At 67.8% G+C, this 18,584-nt stretch carries 14 protein-coding genes; 3 read left to right on the top strand and 11 right to left on the bottom strand.

What is annotated here, in order from left to right:
* Window positions 1-113: 113 nt before the first annotated feature.
* From ACRSCF_RS15485 to phbB, 3 genes are all read left to right on the top strand, one after another.
* Entirely contained in the window at window positions 114-2,003 is a 1,890-nt protein-coding gene (locus ACRSCF_RS15485; protein ID WP_034363921.1) for a PHA/PHB synthase family protein, read from the top strand.
* 123 nt (window positions 2,004-2,126) lie between these two features.
* A complete protein-coding gene (locus tag ACRSCF_RS15480) occupies window positions 2,127-3,308 on the top strand; it encodes an acetyl-CoA C-acetyltransferase (RefSeq protein WP_016445928.1) in 1,182 nt (393 codons plus the stop codon).
* A gap of 212 nt (window positions 3,309-3,520) precedes the next feature.
* Window positions 3,521-4,258 carry an acetoacetyl-CoA reductase gene (phbB, locus tag ACRSCF_RS15475; RefSeq protein ID WP_016445929.1) on the top strand — a complete coding sequence of 246 codons (738 nt, stop codon included), beginning with the start codon at window positions 3,521-3,523 and terminating at the stop codon, window positions 4,256-4,258.
* A 712-nt stretch (window positions 4,259-4,970) separates the two neighbouring features.
* On the opposite strand, the gene ACRSCF_RS15470 is transcribed toward phbB, so the two are convergent.
* The 11 genes from ACRSCF_RS15470 to prmB form a co-directional block, all read right to left on the bottom strand.
* Entirely contained in the window at window positions 4,971-5,945 is a 975-nt protein-coding gene (locus ACRSCF_RS15470) for an isoaspartyl peptidase/L-asparaginase family protein (protein ID WP_244451685.1), read from the bottom strand.
* Window positions 5,942-7,024: an amino acid ABC transporter permease gene (locus ACRSCF_RS15465; RefSeq protein ID WP_034363905.1), complete on the bottom strand. Its 1,083-nt coding sequence runs from the start codon at window positions 7,022-7,024 to the stop codon at window positions 5,942-5,944. The genes ACRSCF_RS15470 and ACRSCF_RS15465 overlap by 4 nt, the downstream gene beginning before the upstream one ends.
* A 17-nt stretch (window positions 7,025-7,041) precedes the next feature.
* Window positions 7,042-8,100, bottom strand: a complete 1,059-nt coding sequence (locus tag ACRSCF_RS15460; protein WP_324622267.1) for an ABC transporter permease subunit — start codon at window positions 8,098-8,100, stop codon at window positions 7,042-7,044.
* A 20-nt stretch (window positions 8,101-8,120) separates the two neighbouring features.
* A complete protein-coding gene (locus tag ACRSCF_RS15455; protein WP_244451683.1) occupies window positions 8,121-9,158 on the bottom strand; it encodes an amino acid ABC transporter substrate-binding protein in 1,038 nt (345 codons plus the stop codon).
* Window positions 9,155-10,084 (bottom strand): MurR/RpiR family transcriptional regulator, encoded by a 930-nt coding sequence (locus ACRSCF_RS15450; protein WP_231574450.1) that lies wholly within the window; start codon window positions 10,082-10,084, stop codon window positions 9,155-9,157. The genes ACRSCF_RS15455 and ACRSCF_RS15450 overlap by 4 nt, the downstream gene beginning before the upstream one ends.
* A gap of 282 nt (window positions 10,085-10,366) precedes the next feature.
* On the bottom strand, window positions 10,367-12,439 hold the full coding sequence (locus ACRSCF_RS15445) for an ABC-F family ATP-binding cassette domain-containing protein (protein ID WP_160852510.1): 2,073 nt from the start codon (window positions 12,437-12,439) through the stop codon (window positions 10,367-10,369).
* 94 nt (window positions 12,440-12,533) lie between these two features.
* Window positions 12,534-13,544, bottom strand: a complete 1,011-nt coding sequence (locus ACRSCF_RS15440; RefSeq protein ID WP_070080396.1) for a tripartite tricarboxylate transporter substrate binding protein — start codon at window positions 13,542-13,544, stop codon at window positions 12,534-12,536.
* A gap of 65 nt (window positions 13,545-13,609) precedes the next feature.
* Complete coding sequence (locus ACRSCF_RS15435; RefSeq protein WP_016453489.1) at window positions 13,610-14,833, bottom strand: acyl-CoA dehydrogenase family protein; 1,224 nt, start codon at window positions 14,831-14,833, stop codon at window positions 13,610-13,612.
* Window position 14,834: 1 nt separating this feature from the next.
* Window positions 14,835-16,427 (bottom strand): class I adenylate-forming enzyme family protein, encoded by a 1,593-nt coding sequence (locus ACRSCF_RS15430; protein WP_034363907.1) that lies wholly within the window; start codon window positions 16,425-16,427, stop codon window positions 14,835-14,837.
* A 162-nt stretch (window positions 16,428-16,589) separates the two neighbouring features.
* The gene (locus ACRSCF_RS15425; protein ID WP_244451682.1) at window positions 16,590-17,597 is read right to left on the bottom strand and encodes a LysR family transcriptional regulator; all 1,008 of its coding nucleotides are present in this window, start codon (window positions 17,595-17,597) and stop codon (window positions 16,590-16,592) included.
* A 1-nt stretch (window position 17,598) separates the two neighbouring features.
* Window positions 17,599-18,576, bottom strand: coding sequence for a 50S ribosomal protein L3 N(5)-glutamine methyltransferase (gene prmB, locus ACRSCF_RS15420; protein ID WP_034363908.1), 978 nt, complete (start codon window positions 18,574-18,576; stop codon window positions 17,599-17,601).
* Window positions 18,577-18,584: the final 8 nt, after the last annotated feature.

Below are 18,584 nucleotides of genomic sequence, written 5' to 3'. Positions count from 1 at the left end.
GTTTTTGTGGAGGGCTGTGCCGGGCAACGGGGGGCTCGCCTGGGTCACAATCAAAACGGATGCCCCGCAAGCCCCAGGCTATTGCGAACGGCATCCGCGAACAAGGATGCAGCATGAATTTTGACCCACTCGCAGGCCTGCCAGGCCAACCCATCCAGCAATTCTGGAACGAGCAATGGAGCCGGACGCTGCAGATACTGCAGCAGATGGGATCACCGGGAATGCCGGGAGCACAGGGCGCGGGCATGCCGGACATGGCCCAGGCCTGGAAGGCTGCAGTCCCCGAACCCGGCGCCTTGCCCGAGAACGCGCTGTCGCTGGACCCCGAAAAGCTGCTGGAGCTGCAGCGCCAGTACCTGGACGGCGCCAAGGCCATGTGCGAGCAGGGCGGCGCCCAGGCGCTGCTGGCCAAGGACAAGCGCTTCAACACCCAATCCTGGGCCGACAACCCGCTGACGGCGGCCACCGCAGCCACCTATCTGCTCAACAGCCGCATGCTCATGGGCCTGGCCGAGGCCGTGCAGGCCGACGAGAAGACCCGCAACCGCGTGCGCTTCGCTGTCGAACAGTGGCTGGCGGCCATGTCGCCCAGCAACTTCCTGGCACTCAATGCAGAGGCGCAGAAGAAGGCCATCGAAACCCAGGGCGAGAGCCTGGCCCAGGGCGTGGCCAACCTGCTGGCCGACATGCGCCAGGGCCATGTCTCCATGACCGACGAGAGCCTGTTCACCGTGGGCAAGAACGTTGCCACCACCGAAGGCGCCGTGGTGTTCGAGAACGAGCTGTTCCAGCTCATCGAGTACAAGCCGCTGACGGACAAGGTGCACGAGCGTCCCTTCCTCATGGTGCCGCCGTGCATCAACAAGTTCTACATCCTGGACCTGCAGCCCGACAACTCGCTGATCCGCTATGCCGTCAGCCAGGGCCACCGCACCTTCGTGATGAGCTGGCGCAATCCCGACGACAGCCTGGCGCACAAGACCTGGGACAACTACATCGAAGACGGCGTGCTCACCGGCATCCGCGTGGCACGCGAGATCGCGGGGGCCGAGCAGATCAACGTGCTGGGCTTTTGCGTGGGCGGCACCATGCTGTCCACCGCGCTGGCCGTGCTGCAGGCACGCCACGACCGCGAGCATGGTGCAGCTGCTGCTCCGGCGGCCAAGGCGCCTGCGGCCAAGCGCGCGGCTGGCAGCCGCAGCGCCGCCCGCACATCCACAGCCCGCGCCACGGCGCCGGCCGGCGTGCCGTTTCCCGTGGCCAGCGTCACGCTGCTGACCACTTTCATCGACTTCAGCGACACCGGCATCCTCGATGTCTTCATCGATGAGTCCGTGGTGCGCTTCCGCGAAATGCAGATGGGCGAGGGCGGCCTCATGAAGGGCCAGGACCTGGCATCGACCTTCAGCTTTCTGCGTCCCAACGATCTGGTCTGGAACTACGTGGTGGGCAACTACCTCAAGGGCGAAACACCGCCGCCGTTCGACCTGCTGTACTGGAACAGCGACTGCACCAACCTGCCCGGCCCGTACTACGCCTGGTACCTGCGCAACCTCTACCTGGAAAACAAGCTGGTCCAGCCCGGTGCGCTGACCGTCTGCGGCGAGCGCATCGACATGCACCAGCTGCGCCTGCCGGCCTATATCTACGGCTCGCGCGAGGACCACATCGTGCCCGTGGGCGGCTCCTATGCATCGACCCAGGTGCTGGGTGGCGACAAGCGTTTCGTCATGGGCGCATCCGGCCACATCGCGGGCGTGATCAATCCGCCGGCCAAGAAAAAGCGCAGCTACTGGCTGCGTGAGGACGGCCAGCTGCCGCCCACGCTCAAGGAGTGGCAGGCCGGCGCCGACGAGTACCCGGGCAGCTGGTGGGCCGACTGGAGCCCCTGGCTGGCCGAGCACGGCGGCAAGCTGGTCGCGGCGCCAAAGCAGTACGGCAAGGGCAGGGAATACACGGCCATCGAGCCGGCCCCGGGCCGCTACGTGCTGGCCAAGGCCTGAGGCACAATCGTTTCGATGCTGCAGCGCAATAACGCCGCGGCTTGAATGCAGGGTGCCGCTGCCGCAGCTTCGGCAGTGCGCGCCCGGGCATCCCTTCAAGAGTCCAAAGAAAGGTCCGTCATCATGGAAGACATCGTCATCGTTTCCGCTGTCCGCACTGCCGTTGGCAAGTTCGGCGGCACCCTTGCCAAGATCCCCGCCACCGAACTGGGCTCCATCGTGATCCGCGAGGCTCTGAGCCGCGCCAAGGTCGGCACCGACCAGGTCGGTGAAGTCATCATGGGCCAGGTGCTGGCCGCTGGCGCAGGCCAGAACCCTGCACGCCAGGCCATGATGAAGGCCGGCATCGCCAAGGAAACCCCGGCCCTGACCATCAACGCGGTCTGCGGCTCGGGCCTGAAGGCCGTGATGCTGGCGGCCCAGGCCGTGGCCACGGGCGACAGCGAGATCGTCGTGGCCGGCGGCCAGGAGAACATGAGCCTGTCCCCCCACGTGCTGCCGGGCTCGCGCGACGGCCAGCGCATGGGCGAGTGGAAGATGGCCGACACCATGATCGTGGACGGCCTGTGGGACGTCTACAACCAGTACCACATGGGCATCACGGCCGAGAACGTGGCCAAGGAAAAGAGCGTCAGCCGCGAACAGCAGGACGCCCTGGCCCTGGCCAGCCAGCAAAAGGCCACGGCCGCGCAGGACGCCGGCAAGTTCGTGGATGAGATCGTTCCCGTCAGCATTCCCCAGCGCAAGGGCGATCCCGTGGTCTTTGCGGCCGACGAGTACATCAACCGCAAGACCAACGCCGAGGCGCTGGCAGGCCTGCGTCCGGCTTTCGACAAGGCTGGCTCGGTGACGGCCGGCAATGCTTCGGGCCTGAACGACGGCGCCGCCGCCGTGGTGGTGATGAGCGCCTCCAAGGCCAAGGCCCTGGGCCTGACGCCGCTGGCGCGCATCGTCTCCTATGCCACCAGCGGTCTGGACCCCGCCACCATGGGCCTGGGCCCGGTGTTCGCCTCGCGCAAGGCGCTGCAGCGCGCCGGCTGGTCTGCGCAGGACGTGGACCTGTTCGAGCTGAACGAAGCCTTCGCGGCACAGGCCTGTGCGGTGAACCAGGAGCTGGGCATCGATCCGGCCAAGGTCAACGTCAACGGCGGGGCCATTGCCATCGGCCACCCCATCGGCGCATCGGGCGCCCGCATCCTGGTGACCCTGCTGCACGAGATGCAGCGCAGCGGCGCCAGGAAGGGTCTGGCCGGCCTGTGCATCGGCGGCGGCATGGGCGTGGCCATGACCGTGGAGCGCGTCTGAAAGGCTCCGGGAAAACGTTAGCAAGCTTTCAGGGTAGATCCTAGGCTTGACTAGGGCCTGCCCGAAGAGGGGCGCAGCGCACGCGCTGCATACTAGCCATGCGAGGGGGCCGGGCCCAGAGGCTCAGGCACCCTTGGCGATAACCGGCGTCAATGTTCCGGTTGTCATGGATAGATTGATCTGAAGCAACCATTGATTGACAGGAGAGAAGAATGGCTCAAAAAGTAGCGTATGTCACAGGGGGAATGGGAGGCATCGGAACGGCCATCTGCCAGCGTCTGCACAAGGAAGGCTTCAAGGTCATCGCAGGTTGTGGTCCGTCGCGCGACTTCCAGAAGTGGCTTGACGAGCAAAAGGCGCTGGGTTTCACCTTCCATGCATCGGTGGGCAATGTGGGCGACTGGGCTTCCACTGTCGAAGCCTTCAGCAAGACCAAGGCCGAGCACGGCAGCATCGATGTGCTGGTCAACAACGCCGGCATCACGCGTGACCGCATGTTCATCAAGATGACGCCCGAAGACTGGCAGGCCGTCATCGAGACCAACCTCAACTCCATGTTCAACGTGACCAAGCAGGTCGTGGGCGACATGGTGGAAAAGGGCTGGGGCCGCATCATCAACATCAGCTCGGTCAACGGCGCCAAGGGCCAGGCCGGCCAGACCAACTACTCGGCCGCCAAGGCGGGCATGCACGGCTTCACCATGGCGCTGGCGCAGGAGATGGCCACCAAGGGCGTGACCGTGAACACCGTGAGCCCCGGCTACATCGGCACCGACATGGTCAAGGCCATCCGTCCCGACGTGCTGGAGAAGATCGTGGGCACCATCCCCGTCAAGCGCCTGGGCGAGCCCAGCGAGATCGCATCGATCATCGCCTGGCTGGCTTCGGAGGAAGGCGGCTATTCCACCGGCGCCGATTTTTCGGTCAACGGTGGCCTGCACATGCATTGAACCTGCAAGGGTTCGCGCTGCAAAGGAGCCTCCGGGCTCCTTTTTTGTTGGGCAGCCCCGCGGCAAATGTCCCAGAAATGACAAAACCCGCTGAAGCGGGTTCTGTGGAAGAGGGGGTCTGCACGGAAGGCCGTCAGACCGGTGGTGTCAGAGACTGGGGCACCGTGTGCGCCAGCCAGCGCCTTAGCGCTTGCGATCGCGTTCGTCTTCGGGCCAGATGGACATGATGGCGTTCGTTTGCATGGAAACTTCTCCTGTATTGCTCTCTTAACGCGGGCTGGATTCAGCTGGTTGACAGGTTTTTAAAAAATTTTCGAAGGAAGTCGAAACTTTTTCGTGACCCGGTTTTCAAGCGCTGCGGGGGCCGCGCTTGCGGTCACGGTCATCCCATGGCCAGACAGCTTGGGCCAGCGCAGCGGCTGCAAAGCGGGTCTGCAGGGCGGTGTGGGAAAAGATGTCGGTCATTGCAGTCACTCCTTTGCGTGTTCAACGCGGGGCAGTGGCGGCAGGTTGACTCAGGGATTGCCCCAGGACGCAAGCAATTGCAAGCCTGGAGGTGGGGATCTGTCAGTTTGAAGACAGATTTTTGGCGAGGTGAGAAAAAATCCGTTTCCTGACAGAGGCTTACGGGCGTGGCGGGCCGATGTCGATGCTGTTACGCCTCGTTGCCCGCAATGCGTGGGCACAGGTCAACCCGGGGTGAAAACGTCCATCAGGCAAAAATCAGGGTCACGGCAGGCGCGTCGTCCACGATGTAGCCGCGGTACATGCCGGCGCTGTTGAAGGGGCAGTGCACGCGTCCGTCGCTGTCCACGGCCACCACGCCGCCCTGGCCACCGATGTGTGTCAGCGTGCCCCGCACTGCGGCGTCGGCTGCGAATTCCAGGCTTTGCCCCAGGTAGCGCATGCGCGCATGGATGTCGTGCGCGAGGGCTGCGCGCAGGAAATGCTCTCCGGTTCCGGTGGCCGCCACGGCGCAGGTGGTGCTGTCGGCGTAGAAACCTGCGCCCACCACGGGCGTGTCGCCCACGCGCCCGGGGCGCTTGTTGGTCAGCCCGCCGGTGGATGCCGCAGCGGCCAGGTTGCCATGCACATCGCGCGCCACGGCGCCGACCGTGCCCATCTTGCCGTTCTCGTTCAGCGGAGCAGGGTGCGCCGCCAGTCCGCTGGCGTCGTGGTCCAGCAGCGCGGTCTGGCCGGATTGCGCCTGCACCCGGCGCAGCTGTGCCAGGCGCTCGGCAGAGTCGAAGTAGCCTGCATCCATCCGCGCCAGCCCGCGCTCATCGGCAAACCGCTGCGCCCCTTCGCCGACCAGGAGCACGCACTGGCCATCGTCAAGAACATGCCGCGCCAGCGCAATCGGATTGCGCACCTGGCTGACGGAAGCGACTGCGCCGGCCCGCAGGTTGCTGCCGTCCATCAGGCCGGCGTCCATCTCGTGGCGCGCGTCGCGCGTGTAGACGGAGCCGCGCCCGGCATTGAACAGCGGGCAGTCTTCCAGGGACTGGCACGCGGCCTGGACGGCGTCCAGCGCGCTGGCGCCGCGCCGCAGCAGGGCGGCGCCCGCCTCCAGCGCCTGGGCCAGCGCGGCGTGGTAGGGGGCCTCGTCGGCCTGGCCCTGGATGACGGTGCCTGCGCCGCCGTGCACGGCAATGGAAAATTTTCGGGAGTTCTGGGGCATGTTCATTGGAGTGCGTAGCGCGATTCCAGGAAGCGGCCATAGCGGGCGATGCCCAGGCCGATGAGCAGGTAGACGGCACAGACCACCATGTACATCTCCACGAAGTACGCAATCCAGTGGGGGTCGCTCATGGCCATCTTCAGGGAGCCAGTGATGTCGTAGATGTTCACGATCGCCACCAGGGAGGTGTCCTTCACCGCGCCGATGAAGTTGCTCACCGTGGGCGCGATGGTCACGCGCAGCGCCTGCGGCAGGACCACGTGGCGCAGCACCTGCACCCTGGTGAAGCCCATGGCCTGGGCCGCCATGACCTGGCCTTGGGGCACGGCCTGCAGCCCGCCGCGAAACACCTCGGCAAGATAGGCCGCGCTGAAGGCCGCCAGGCAGACGGCGATGCGGACCATGGGGTCCACCCTCCATTGCGCGGGCACCAGCATGGGCAGCACGAAGGCCCCGAAGAACAGCAGCGTGATCAGGGGCACGCCGCGCACGGCCTCGATGAAGCCCGTGCACAGGATGCGGATCAAGGGCAGGCTGGAGCGCCGGCCCAGCGCCAGCAGAACGCCCAGCGGAACGCCGGCCAGGCAGGCGATCACGGCAAGGAACAGGGTCAGCGGCAGGCCGCCCCACAGATCGCTGGGCACGGGTGCCAGGCCGGCCACACCGCCGGCCATCAGCACGCCAAAGCCGGTCAACCCGGCCAGCAGCATTGCCATGCCGGCGCGGCCGAAGAAGCGCGGTAGCGCCGCCACGCCCACGCTGCCCAGCAGCCAAAGGCTGGCGGCGACGGGGCGCCACTGTTCGGCCACGGGATAGCGGCCCAGGAATACCAGGCGGTATTTCTCGCGCACCACGCCCCAGCAGGCGCCGGCCGCAGCGCGGCATGTGTCGGGGTTGGCTGCGGTTTCGGCGTCGAGCAGGCCCCAGGCCAGCAGTTTCCAGCCCGCCCACAGCGCGGCCAGCAGCAGCGTGGCGGTGATGAGCCCGGAGAGCGCATCCGGAAACAGGCTGGCGCGCAGGCGCTGCGCCAGCGGAACCCGGGGCGGGGCCACCGGCAGGGCCGGTGCGCGGAGTACGGCACTCATGGGCAGGTCTTTCCCGGCTAGCGTGTGATAAAGGCACTGCGCTGGTTGAAGGCATTCAGTGCCAGCGAGGTCAGCAGGTTGATGGCCAGGTAGACCACCGCGATGATGGTCACGCATTCGATGGCCTGGCCGGTCTGGCTCATGGCGGTGTTGGCGACCATCACCACGTCGGGGTAGCCGATGGCCACGGCCAGCGAGGAGTTCTTGATGGTGCTGAGCGCCAGGTTGGTATAGGGGGGAATGATCACCCGCAGGGCCTGCGGCAGCACGACCAGGCGCAGCTGCTGGCCGCGGCGCATGCCCAGGGCCGAGGCAGCGTTCCATTGCCCGCGCGGCATGGCCTGCAGACCGGCGCGCACGATTTCAGCGCAATAGGCGGCGGCATACAGGCCCAGGGCGCCCACCAGGGCCAGGAATTCAGGCGTCAGCGCCAGTCCTCCGTCGATGCCGAACATGCCCGGTTGCGGAGAACTCCAGTGCCAGCCAGCCGCGCTGTCGTACACCGGGCCGGGCAGGGCCAGCCCCGCCTTGCTCAGAAAGCCCAGGGGGCCGATGGCCAGAGGGTGGTCCACATCGGGCAGCAGCGAAGTCAGCGCGAAATACCACAGCAGCACCTGCACCAGCAGCGGGATGTTGCGCGCCACATCGACATAGAGGCGCACGGCGCCGCGCAGCAGCGGATGCCTTGCCACGGCGGCCACGCCCAGCAGCAGGCCCAGCACGGTGGCCAGCGCGAGCGCGGGCACGGCGGCGCGAACCGTGTTGGCCACGCCGGCTGCGACCGCACGCAGGTAGCTGTCGCCGGGCTCGTAGGGCAGCAGCCCTTCGGAGATGGAAAAGCCGGCTGTCTGCTCCAGAAAGCCGAAGCCCCCGGCAATGCCGCGCGCGGCCATGTTGCGGCTGGCGTTGTGCGCCAGCCAGCCCAGCAGCAATATCAGCAGCCAGCCGATGGCGAGCTGCAAGGCCAGCCGGCCCCAGCGTGGCCGGGTGGGGGCCGGTGGCTGCCGTGCCCCGGTGTCGATGGCATTCACGGCTTTCACAGCATCCACAGCGTTCGCGGCGTTCGCGGCGTTCATGGCAGGGTGCCCTCGGCGCGTCAGTTCATCGGCGGCGACATCATCAGGCCGCCCTTGGTGAACAGCGCGTTCTTGCCGCGCGGCACGTTCAGGCCCGACCTGGCGCCCAGGTTGCGCTCATAGCTCTCGCCATAGTTGCCCACGGCCTTGACGATGCGCAGCGCCCATTCCTTGTCCAGCCCCAGCTGCTTGCCCAGGTCGTCGCTCTGGCCCAGGAAACGCTTGACCTGAATGCTGTCGGAGCGGGTCTTGAGCTCGTCGGCATTGGCCTGGGTGATGCCCAGTTCCTCGGCCTCGATCATGGCGTTGAGTGTCCAGCGCACGACGGCGAACCATTCGTCGTCACCGCGGCGCACGGCCGGGCCGGCCGGCTCCTTGGAGATGACTTCGGGCAGGATCACGTAGTCGTCGGGGTTGGCCAGCTCCTTGCCGCGCAGCACGGCCAGGGCGCCGAGGTCGCCGGTATAGGCCTGGCAGCGTCCGCTGCTGAAGGCCTGCAGGGCGGCTTCGGGGTTGTCGAACACCACCGCCTTGTAGTTGAGCTTGTGGGCGCGAAAGTACTCCGACAGGGTCTTTTCCGTGGTGGATCCGCTGATTACGCAGATGGTGGCGCCAGAGAGCTGCTTGACGCTGTTCAGGCCGGGCTTCTTCCTGGCCATGAAGCCCTGGCCGTCGTGGAAATTGATGCCCGCCCACATCAGGCCCAGGCCGTTGTCGCGTGTGAAGGTCCAGGTGGTGTTGCGTGCCAGCAGATCGATCTCGCCGGACTGCAGCGCCGTGATGCGTGTCTGGCCGCTGGTGGGGATGAATTTCACCTTGGTGGCGTCGCCCAGGGTGGCGGCCGCCACGGCGCGGCACAGATCCACGTCCAGCCCGGACCAGTTGCCGCTGCCGTCGGCCAGCGCAAAGCCTGCGCGCCCCGTGTGCACGCCGCAGGCCACGGCGCCGCGCTGCTTGATGCCATCCAGCGTCTTGCCTGCGTGGGCCGGCGCGGCAGCGAGCGTGGCCGCGGCGGCCATCGAGGCGAAAAGAAAGCGGAAACGGGCAGGGGCATTCATGCGGAGTCCTTTGCGGCGGGATGGGGGGCCTGGGGTTGCGGCTTGCTCGCCGCAGGTGAAGCGGGGCTGCTGTCCGGTGTCAGGTAGGGAAGCACCGACTCGGACAGTTCGACCAGGCTGCGCACGGCCTGGGGCGTGGCGCGGATGACCTGGGTGGCCAGCGCTTCGACCATGGCCATGGCCGCCAGCACCGACGATGGCAGCAGAGGGTGGGCGGCAGGGGCCAGCAGCACGTAGTCGGCTTGGCCGGCCAGCGGGCTGGTGGCCTCGTCGGTGATGGCGATGGTCAGGGCGCCCCGCTGGCGCGCATGCGCCGTCAGCTCCACCGCTTCGCGTGAGTAGCGCGGCAGCGAGATCGCGATCAGCACGTCCTGCTCCGTCAGCCCCGTCATGCGCCGGACGGCTTGCTCCGTGCCGCCTGCGCACGCCACTTCCAGCACCTGGGGCAGATAAGGCTGCAGCGCGTCGGCGCCAAAGGCTGCCACATGGTGGGAGCTGCCAAAGCCCATGAACAGGACGCGCCGCGCGCGGCAGATGCGCTGGGCCAGTTGATCGAGCAGGCCGGGGTCGCAGGCCTGTGCGGCCGCCTGCAGATTGCGCTGCGTGTGCTCGAAGGCCTGCGCTCCCACGGCGCTTGCGGCAGGCTCGTGCGCCGCGCGCAGCTTGTTCACGGGCTCCAGGGCCTGTTGCAGCTGGCGGCCCAGGTGCAGGCGCAGATCGGCAAAGCCTTCGTAGCCGGCGTGCTTGGCGAAGCGGTTGACGGCAGCCAGGGAGCCTCCGCAGGCATTGGCCACTTCCTCGGCGCTCAGCGTGACGGCCAGGACCGGATGCGCGGCCATCCAGCGGCCGACCCGGGCGACGGCGGGCGAGCCATCGACGCTGGCGCGCAGCAGTTCCTGTACGGCGGGGTGGGGGTGGAGTTCCATGAATGAATGAAATTGAATGGTCTCTTTCATTAATTATTTTTTAGGAATGAAATCTTTCATTTAGGGGAAACCCTGAACCGAACGATCCATGCGTTCCGCTGGCTACGGGGGAGTGCGAGGGCGTGAGGGGAGTGGGGGGAGGGCGGGGCCTCAGGGGCGCACTTGGGTGGAGCCGAAGTGGAGCGCCGTCTTCACGCGGGACGACGCTGGTGGCAGACGGTCATGGGTGCGAGCAAGGGCCTCGCACCCATGGGGCCGCCTGATTTTCGGGAACGACTGGAATCAGTCGGACATCGCGGCCGACAGCTGCTCGATCTGCTCGCTCAGTTCCAGCCAGCGTTCTTCCAGGCTGTCGATCTCGTCGTTGCAGGCCTTGAGGCTGCGGCCTGCTTCGGCCATCTCGGCGGGCGAGATGGGCTGGCTCAGCAGGCCCTCCAGCCGCGTGCGTTCGGCCTGCAACTGGGGCAGGCGCTTGTCCAGCTGTTCCAGTTCCTTCTTGAACGGCCGGGTCTTCTCGGCCATCTGCTGGCGGGCCAGGGCGGCCAGGCGCCGTTGCTCGCGCTGGTCTCCGGCACTGGCGGCCGGCGGCGTGGATGGGGCAGCGGGGGCCGGGGCCAGCGCAGCAGCCACGGGGGCCTGCACTGCAGGTGCTGCAGCTGCTGCACCTGCTGCGGGCTCCACCTGCGCTGCCGCCTTGCTGGTGGCCGCAGCCGCCTGTTCGGCCTTGCGGGCTTCCTCGCGCAGGCGGCGGGATTCTTCCAGCAGGTAGCGCTGGTAGTCGTCCAGGTCGCCGTCGAAGGGGCCGACCACGCCACGGCCGACCAGCCAGAAGTCCTCGCAGACCGAGCGCAGCAGGGCGCGGTCGTGGCTGACCAGCATGACGGTACCGTCGAAGTCGTTGATGGCCATGGCCAGGGCCTCGCGCGTGGCCAGGTCCAGGTGGTTGGTGGGCTCGTCCAGCAGCAGCAGGTTGGGGCGCTGCCAGACGATCATGGCCAGCACCAGGCGCGCCTTCTCGCCGCCGCTCATGCTGCCCACGGCCTGCTTGACCATGTCGCCGCTGAAGTTGAACGTACCCAGGTAGCTGCGCAGGTCCTGCTCGCGCGCCTGCGGGCCGGTGGCGCCGGTGTCCCGTGCCAGGCGGATCATGTGCTCCATGGGGTTTTCGCCGGGGCGCAGCACGTCCAGTTCCTGCTGGGCGAAGTAGCCGATGTTCAGGCCCTTGCCTTCGGTCACGGTGCCGGCCAGGGCCTTCATCTCGCGCGCGATGGTCTTGACCAGGGTGGACTTGCCCTGGCCGTTGGCACCCAGGATGCCGATGCGCTGGCCCGCCAGCACCGAGCGGTTGACGCCGCGCAGGATGGTGGTCGCCTGGCCTTCGTCGTCCAGGTAGCCGAATGCGGCGTCCGTGATCGCCAGCATGGGGTTGGGCAGGTTGGCGGGCGGCTTGAACTCGAAGGTGAAATCGGCGCTGGCCAGCATGGGTGCGACCTTTTCCATGCGCTCGATCTGCTTGACGCGGCTTTGCGCCTGCTTGGCCTTGGAGGCCTTGGCCTTGAAGCGGTCGATGAATTTTTGCAGGTGGGCGATCTTTTCCTGCTGGCGCTCGAACGAAGCCTGCTGCAGCAGCATCTGCTGGGCGCGCAGTTCCTCGAACTTGCTGTAGTTGCCGCCATAGCGCGTGACCTGCGCGTTTTCGATGTGCAGCGTGGTGTTGGTGATGGCGTCCAGGAATTCGCGGTCATGGCTGATCACGACCAGGGTGCCGGGGTAGCGCTTGAGCCAGGCTTCCAGCCAGACCAGGGCGTCCAGGTCCAAGTGGTTGGTGGGCTCGTCCAGCAGCAGCAGGTCGGAGGGGCACATCAGCGCGCGCGCCAGCTGCAGGCGCATGCGCCAGCCGCCCGAGAAGCTGTTGACGGGGTGCTCCAGCTCGGAGACCTTGAAGCCCAGGCCCAGGATCAGGGCCTGTGCGCGCGGCACGGCGTCGTGCGCGCCGGCATCGGCCAGGTCCACGTGCGCGTGGGCAATGGCCATGCCGTCCTCGCTGGCCTCGGCGGCCGCGAGCTGGGCGTTGAGCTCGCTCAGGCGGGTGTCGCCGTCCAGCACGAACTGGGTGGCCGTCTCCGAGGTCTCGGGCATGTTCTGCGCGACCTGGCCCAGGCGCCATTGCGAAGGGATGGAGAACTCTCCGCCGTCCTCGGCCAGGCTGCCGTTGAGCAGGGCGAACAGACTGGACTTGCCGGCGCCATTGCGTCCGACAAGGCCGACTTTTTCACCGGGGTTGATGGAGACGGAGGTGCTGTCCAGCAGCACGCGGGTGCCGCGGCGCAGGGTAATGTTGCGAAGGCTGATCATGAATGGGCAGGATTATCCCAGCGATTGCGCCAGGGCAGGATTGCCGCCCGCCATGCCCGTGCCCGGCCACGGTGCAAAGCCCTGGTACCAGGCCCTAGATCGGCTGTATGCCCACGCGCTGCATCATGGACTGGGTGAACTGGATCTCGCGCTCGAAGCCCTTGGCATAGGCTTCGGCACTGGTGATGGCGACCTTGCCGCCTTCCTGCTCCAGCAAGGCGATGACCTTGGGCTGCCTGAGCACCTCCTCCAGCGCCGTGCGCAGCCGCTGGACGATGGCATCGGGCGTGGCGGCCGGCACGGACACACCGCCCCAGGACGTGAGGTTGACGTCGGGCACGCCCAGCTCGGCCAGGGTCTGCACCTGGGGCAGCTTGGCGTTGCGCTGGGGGCCGGCAATGGCCAGCGGCACCAGCCTGCCCGCCAGCACCTGGGGATAGGCCACGGAAAACAGCGGGGCGCCGAAGGCCACCTGCTGGCCCAGCACGGCATTGACCAGCTCGGACGCGCCCTTGTAGGGCACATGGTTGACCTGCAGGCCCATGCTGGAGGCCAGCATCTCCACGCCCAGGTGCGATGGCGTGCCCACGCCGCCCGAGGCATAGTCCAGCGCGCCCGGCCTGGCCTTGGCGCGGGCGGCCAGGTCATCCAGCGTGCGCATGCCGGAGTCGGCATGCACGACGACCAGGATGTCCGAGCGCGACATGCCCAGCACATGGCGGAAGTCCTTGAACACGTCGTAGCCCGGGCTTTTGTACATGCGCATGGCGGCGGCCATGGGCGAGCCCGAGTACAGCAGGGTGTAGCCGTCCGCCGGCGCCTTGGCCACCTGGCGGGCGCCGATGTTGCCGCCCGCGCCGGCGCGGTTGTCTATCACCACGGGCTGGCCCAGCTGGGCCGACAGCGCCTCGGCCACGATGCGCGCGGCCGTGTCGGGGCTGGTGCCGGCCAGGTAGGGCACCACCCATTTGATGGGGCGCGTGGGCCAGGCGCTGTCGTGCGCGGAGGCTGTGGCGGCCCAGGGCAGGCCTGCCGCAAGCGATGCGGCGCCTGCAGCCTGCAGGAATTGGCGGCGGTCCTGGCCGCTGCTGGTGATGTGTGGCATGGCTTTGTCTCCTGGTCTTTTGTCTTTTCTGTTTGCTGGGGGAGTGCTGGGGCTGCCGGTCAGCCTCAGGCGCCGGCCCGCTCCAGCAGCTCCTTGGCGATGGTGTTGCGCTGTATCTCGCTGGTGCCCGTGAGCACGCGGTACATGCGCAGCATGCGGAACAGGAATTCCACGCGCCTGCCCTGGACGATGCCTTCGCCGCCATGGATCTGCACGGCGCGGTCGGCGATGCGAAACGCCGTCTCCGAGCAGAACAGCTTGCTCATCGAGGCCTGGGCGCGCGCGTCGATGCCGGCGTCGATGGCGCGGGCCGTCTGCACCATCAGCGCGCGCGCGGCCATCCATTCGGTGGCCATGTCGGCCAGCATGTGCTGTATGGACTGGAACTGGGCAATGCTGCGGCCGAATTGCTGGCGCCCCAGCGCATAGTCGCGCGCATCGCGCAGCGCCACCTGCGCCAGCCCCAGCATGGCCGGGCAGTGCAGCAGGCGGTTGACGGTGATGCGGCCCAGCGCCAGGGCCAGGCCCCGGCCCGGCTCGCCGATCAACTGGGCAGCGGGCACGCGGCAGCCGTCGAGCACGATGTCGCCCGTGCTCGATTGACCGGCCATGGTCTTGTAGCCGCTGACCACCTGCACACCCGGTGCATGCAGGTCCACGAAGAAGGCGCTGATCTCGCGCTGCGGGCTGCCCTCGGGCGCGGTCGAGGCCATGAGCACGGCGAAGTCGGCAAACGGCGAGCCCGAGATGAAGCGCTTGCGGCCGTGGAGCACGTAATGGTCGCCTTCCAGCACGGCGCGCGTCTCCAGCGCGCCCGCGTCCGAGCCGGCCGCCGCCTCGGTCAGCGCAAAGCAGATGGACTTTTCGGCGCGTGCCACGGGCAGGATGAACTGCTCCATCTGCAAGGGCGTGGCCTTGCGGATCAGCGCGCCTATGCGCGGCGGGCCGCTGAGTTCGCCCAGCACATGGGGCGCGAAGGGCGATCCCGTGGCGTAGATGGCCTCCTTGACCAGCACCTGGTCGAGCACGGACAGGCCGGCGCCGCCCATGGCCTCGGGCAGGGTCATGCCGTAGAAGCCGCGCGCATGCGACAGCTTCCAGACCTGGCGCAGCAAATCGGTGGAGGCGCTGTTTTCATGGTCCACACCATGCGCGCGGGCGAGGTCGGCCAGTTCGCCGTGGATGAAGGCGTTGAGCGCGTCGATCAGGCCGGCTGCGCGCTCGGAGCCTTCAAAGGGCATTTCCAGCAGGGCAGCGTTGGCGGTGGGGAGTGTGTCCTTGGCGTTCATCTCAGTTCACCTTGCGGGCGTGGTTGGCCCAGTAGGGCGCCTGCACGGCGCGGCGCATGACCTTGCCGTTGGGGTTCTTGGGCAGCTGCTGCACGAATTCGATGTGGCGCGGGCGCTTGAAGCCGCCCAGGCGCTCGGCGCAAAAGCGGTCCAGCGCGGCACTGTCGCCGGCCAGGCCGGGCTTGAGCACGATGTGGGCGGCCACGGCCTCGCCCCATTTGTCGTCGGGAATGGCGAACACGCAGGCATCGGCCACCGAGGCATGTTCGTAGAGCACGGACTCCACCTCGGACGGATAGACGTTGAAGCCGCCGCTGATGACCATGTCCTTCTTGCGGTCCACGATGTAGACAAAGCCCTGCTCGTCCATGCGGGCCAGGTCGCCCGTGTGGTAGCGGCCGTTCCTGAGCACCTCGGCCGTCAGCTCGGGCGCGCGCCAGTAGCCTGCGAAGACATCGGCGCCGCTGACCACGATCTCGCCGATCTCGCCCTCGGGCACGCGGCGGCCTTCGTCGTCCACCACCTCCACCAGGGATTCCAGGAAGGGCCGGCCGCAGGATGCCAGCCGCTCGGGCCGCGACGCGCGCGCCTGCAGGTGGTCCTGCACCGTCAGGCCGCAGACGCCGGAGGTGGTCTCGCCCGCGCCGTAGCCCTGGGACAGGATGGGGCCGAACACGTCCATGGCCTGCAGGATGCGCGCGGGCGCCATGGGCGCTGCGCCGTAGCCCAGGCGTTGCAGGTCGGGCAGCGGGCGGTAGCGGCCGCCGATCTCGGCCAGCAGCATGTTGATCATGGTGGGCACCATGAAGGTATGGGTGACGCGCCGCGCCTGCATCTCGGCCATGAAGGCGCCAGGCTCGAAGCCCGAGAACAGGTGGATGGTGGCGCCCGTGCACAGCGCCGGCACCATCTGCATGCCCGAGGCGTGGGTGACCGGCCCCACCAGTCCCAGCACATGGCCGGCCTGCATGCCCTCGCCGCGCATCAGGAATTTGCGCAGCTGGGCCAGGCGGTTGCCGAAGGTCTGCATGGCGGCCTTGAGCACGCCCGACGAGCCCGAGGTGTAGTGCAGCACGGCCACCTCGTGCTCGTGCACGTCCACGGGCTGGAAGCGGTCGCTGGCGCGGGCGAGCAGCGCTTCGTAGTTGCTGTCGGCAGGGCCGTCCAGCAGCAGCAGGCGCACGTCGGCAGACTGCAGGTGCGGCTTGAAGGCCTCGGCGCGCGCGGCCGTGGTCACGATGATGGAAGCATCGCTGTTGGCCGCGATATCGCCTACTTCGCGTGGAGACAGGCGTGCGTTGAAGGGCGCCTTGATGAGCCCGGCCTTGTAGCAGGCGATCTCGATCTCCACGATTTCCACGCAATTGGGCAGGTAGATGCCCACGCGGTCGCCGCGGGCCAGCCCCTGGGCAAGCAGGGCGTTCGCCAGGCGGTTGGAGCGCTGCTCAAGCTCTGCGTAGCTGATGCTGCGCGTGGCGCTGGTCACCGCAGGTTGCTCGGCATGGGCCCTGCAGCTGCGTGCGACGAGTTCGCCGACATTGGGTATGGGGAGGGAATGGGGGTGGCCTGCGGTGGGCCGGGATGTCTCGTGCATGGCATTCCTTGGCTGAAGCCGCGCGTTTTGCGCGGCGTGCCATGCACTGTTGCAGAAGAGGACCGGGCCGGGGAAATACCGATTAGTGATTCAGTTGCATCAGAAAAATTGATGTCCAGACCAACCCTTGCCGTTTTTGCTGATGACCATCGGACTGCTGCATCACATCTGCTGCGGATGCTGCCAGCGCGCCTGCCAGAGGCCCGCCGTGATCAGTTGCCGGGCCTGGTCCAGCAGTGCCTGCCGGACCACCTGCAGTGCCGGGTCACCGCCGCGGTTGGCCTGCACGGCCAGGAAGTAGCGGCGCAGCAGCGCGGGCGCCGCGACCTGGGCCACGATCCAGCCGGGCTGGAGGCCCGTGGGCGCCGCCTTGGCGCCCTCGCGCAGCCAGGCGGGCGCATCGCTCAGCGAGCAGGCGGGCGTGAAGGTGAAGCCCGCGCCGCAGTGGTAGAGCGAGCGGATGACGCGCGCGGAATCGTGTTCGTGGACGATGTTCAGCCGCAGCTCCCGCGCATCGGCGGCGGCCTCCACGGTCTGGCGGATGGAAAAGCGGCGCGACTGCAGCACCAGCGGCAGCTGGCAGGCATGGGCAAAGTCCATGTGCGGCAGGCCGCCGTCCGGCGCCGGGCGCAGCAGCGGGGCCACGCTGCCATCGACATCCTGGCCGCAGACGTAGATGGATTCCTCTGCCATGGGCTGCACCTGCAGGTCATGCAGGCTGGCCGTGTCCACAAGAATGGCCAGGTCGGCGCGCCGGTCCAGCATGGCCTTTTGCACCATCAGGCTCAGGTCGTCGAGCACGAAGATGCGTATGCGCGGGTGGGTGTGGCGCAGGCTGGCAATCAGGGGGCCTGCCAGCAGGCTGGTCAGCAAAAAGGGCAGGGCGATGGTGACCGAGCCTTCGGGGCCTTGGGGCAGGCGCTGTATGCGCTCGCGCATGGCATCGGCGTCGGACAGCAGGCGGCGGGCATCCTCGTACAGCTGCGCGCCGGCCGGGGTGGGGGTCACGCCGGCGTGGCTGCGCTCCAGCAGTTGCGCACCCAGCTCGCCTTCCAGCTTCTTGATCTGCGCCGTGAGCGCAGGCTGGGCCACGTACAGCGAGTGCGCGGCGCGCGAGAGGCTGCCAGCCTCCAGCACGGCGATGAAGTAGCGCAGCGCCCGCAGGTCCATCTCAGCCCAGGGGGCGGTATTGCGGGCGCAGGGCCTCGATATCGCCTTCGGTCCAGGCGCGCAGTGCCTCCTGGGTGATCAGCAGCACCTGCTCGTCGCCCGAGCTGGTGTCCAGCCAGAACACGGGCAGGTCGGGGAAGGCGGCTTCGAAGAAGTCCTTTTCATTGCCGATCTCCAGCACGACCACGCCTTCCTTGGCCAGGCGCGAGGGCAGGTCCTGCAGCAGGCGGCGGATGAAGTCCATGCCGTCGGCACCGCCGGCCAGCGCCAGCTCGGGCTCGGCCTGGTACTCGGCGGGCAGGCGCGACATGCTGTCGGCGTTCACATAGGGCGGGTTGCACAGCACCAGGTCCCAGGGGCCGGGCAGGGCGGCCAGGCCGTCGCTTTCCAGCAATTGCACGCGCTCGGCGAGTTCATGGCGGTCCACGTTGATGCGGGCCACGGCCAGCGCGTCGGCCGAGATGTCGGCGCCCGTGACCTCGACCTCGGGCCAGGCCATGGCCGCCAGGCAGGCCAGGCTGCCGTTGCCGGTGCACAGGTCCAGCACGCGGCGCGTGCGGTCGGACAGCCAGCCGTCGATGCTGCCGTCGGCCAGCAGTTCGGCAATGAAGCTGCGCGGCACGATGGCGCGCTCGTCCACGTAGAAGGGCACGCCCTGCAGCCAGGCCTCGCGCGTGAGGTAGGCGGCGGGCTTGCGCGTTCGGATGCGCTCGGCGAACAGCGCAGCCACTTCGGCCTGCTGCTCGGCGCTCACCGGCTGGCTGGCCAGGGACTCGGGCGCGCCCGGCGCCAGTTCGCTGTCCAGTGGCAGGCCCAGCTTCCAGAGCGTGAGCCAGGCCGATTCGTCTTCGGCCGTGGCCGTGCCGTGGCCAAAGGCCACGCCGGCCGCCGTGAGCGCCGCGGCGCCCGAGGCCACGAGGTCGGCGATGGTGCTGCCCGAGATGGCGGGAATATTGGCAGGGGTGGGGGCGGATGTCATCGTCGGCT

Origin of the sequence: Delftia sp. 11MD (assembly GCF_050907895.1) — a bacterium.
Lineage (GTDB): Bacteria > Pseudomonadota > Gammaproteobacteria > Burkholderiales > Burkholderiaceae_C > Comamonas > Comamonas tsuruhatensis.
The sequence above is the reverse complement of the archived record's forward strand: the minus strand, read 5'-3'. Positions and strand labels throughout refer to the sequence as shown.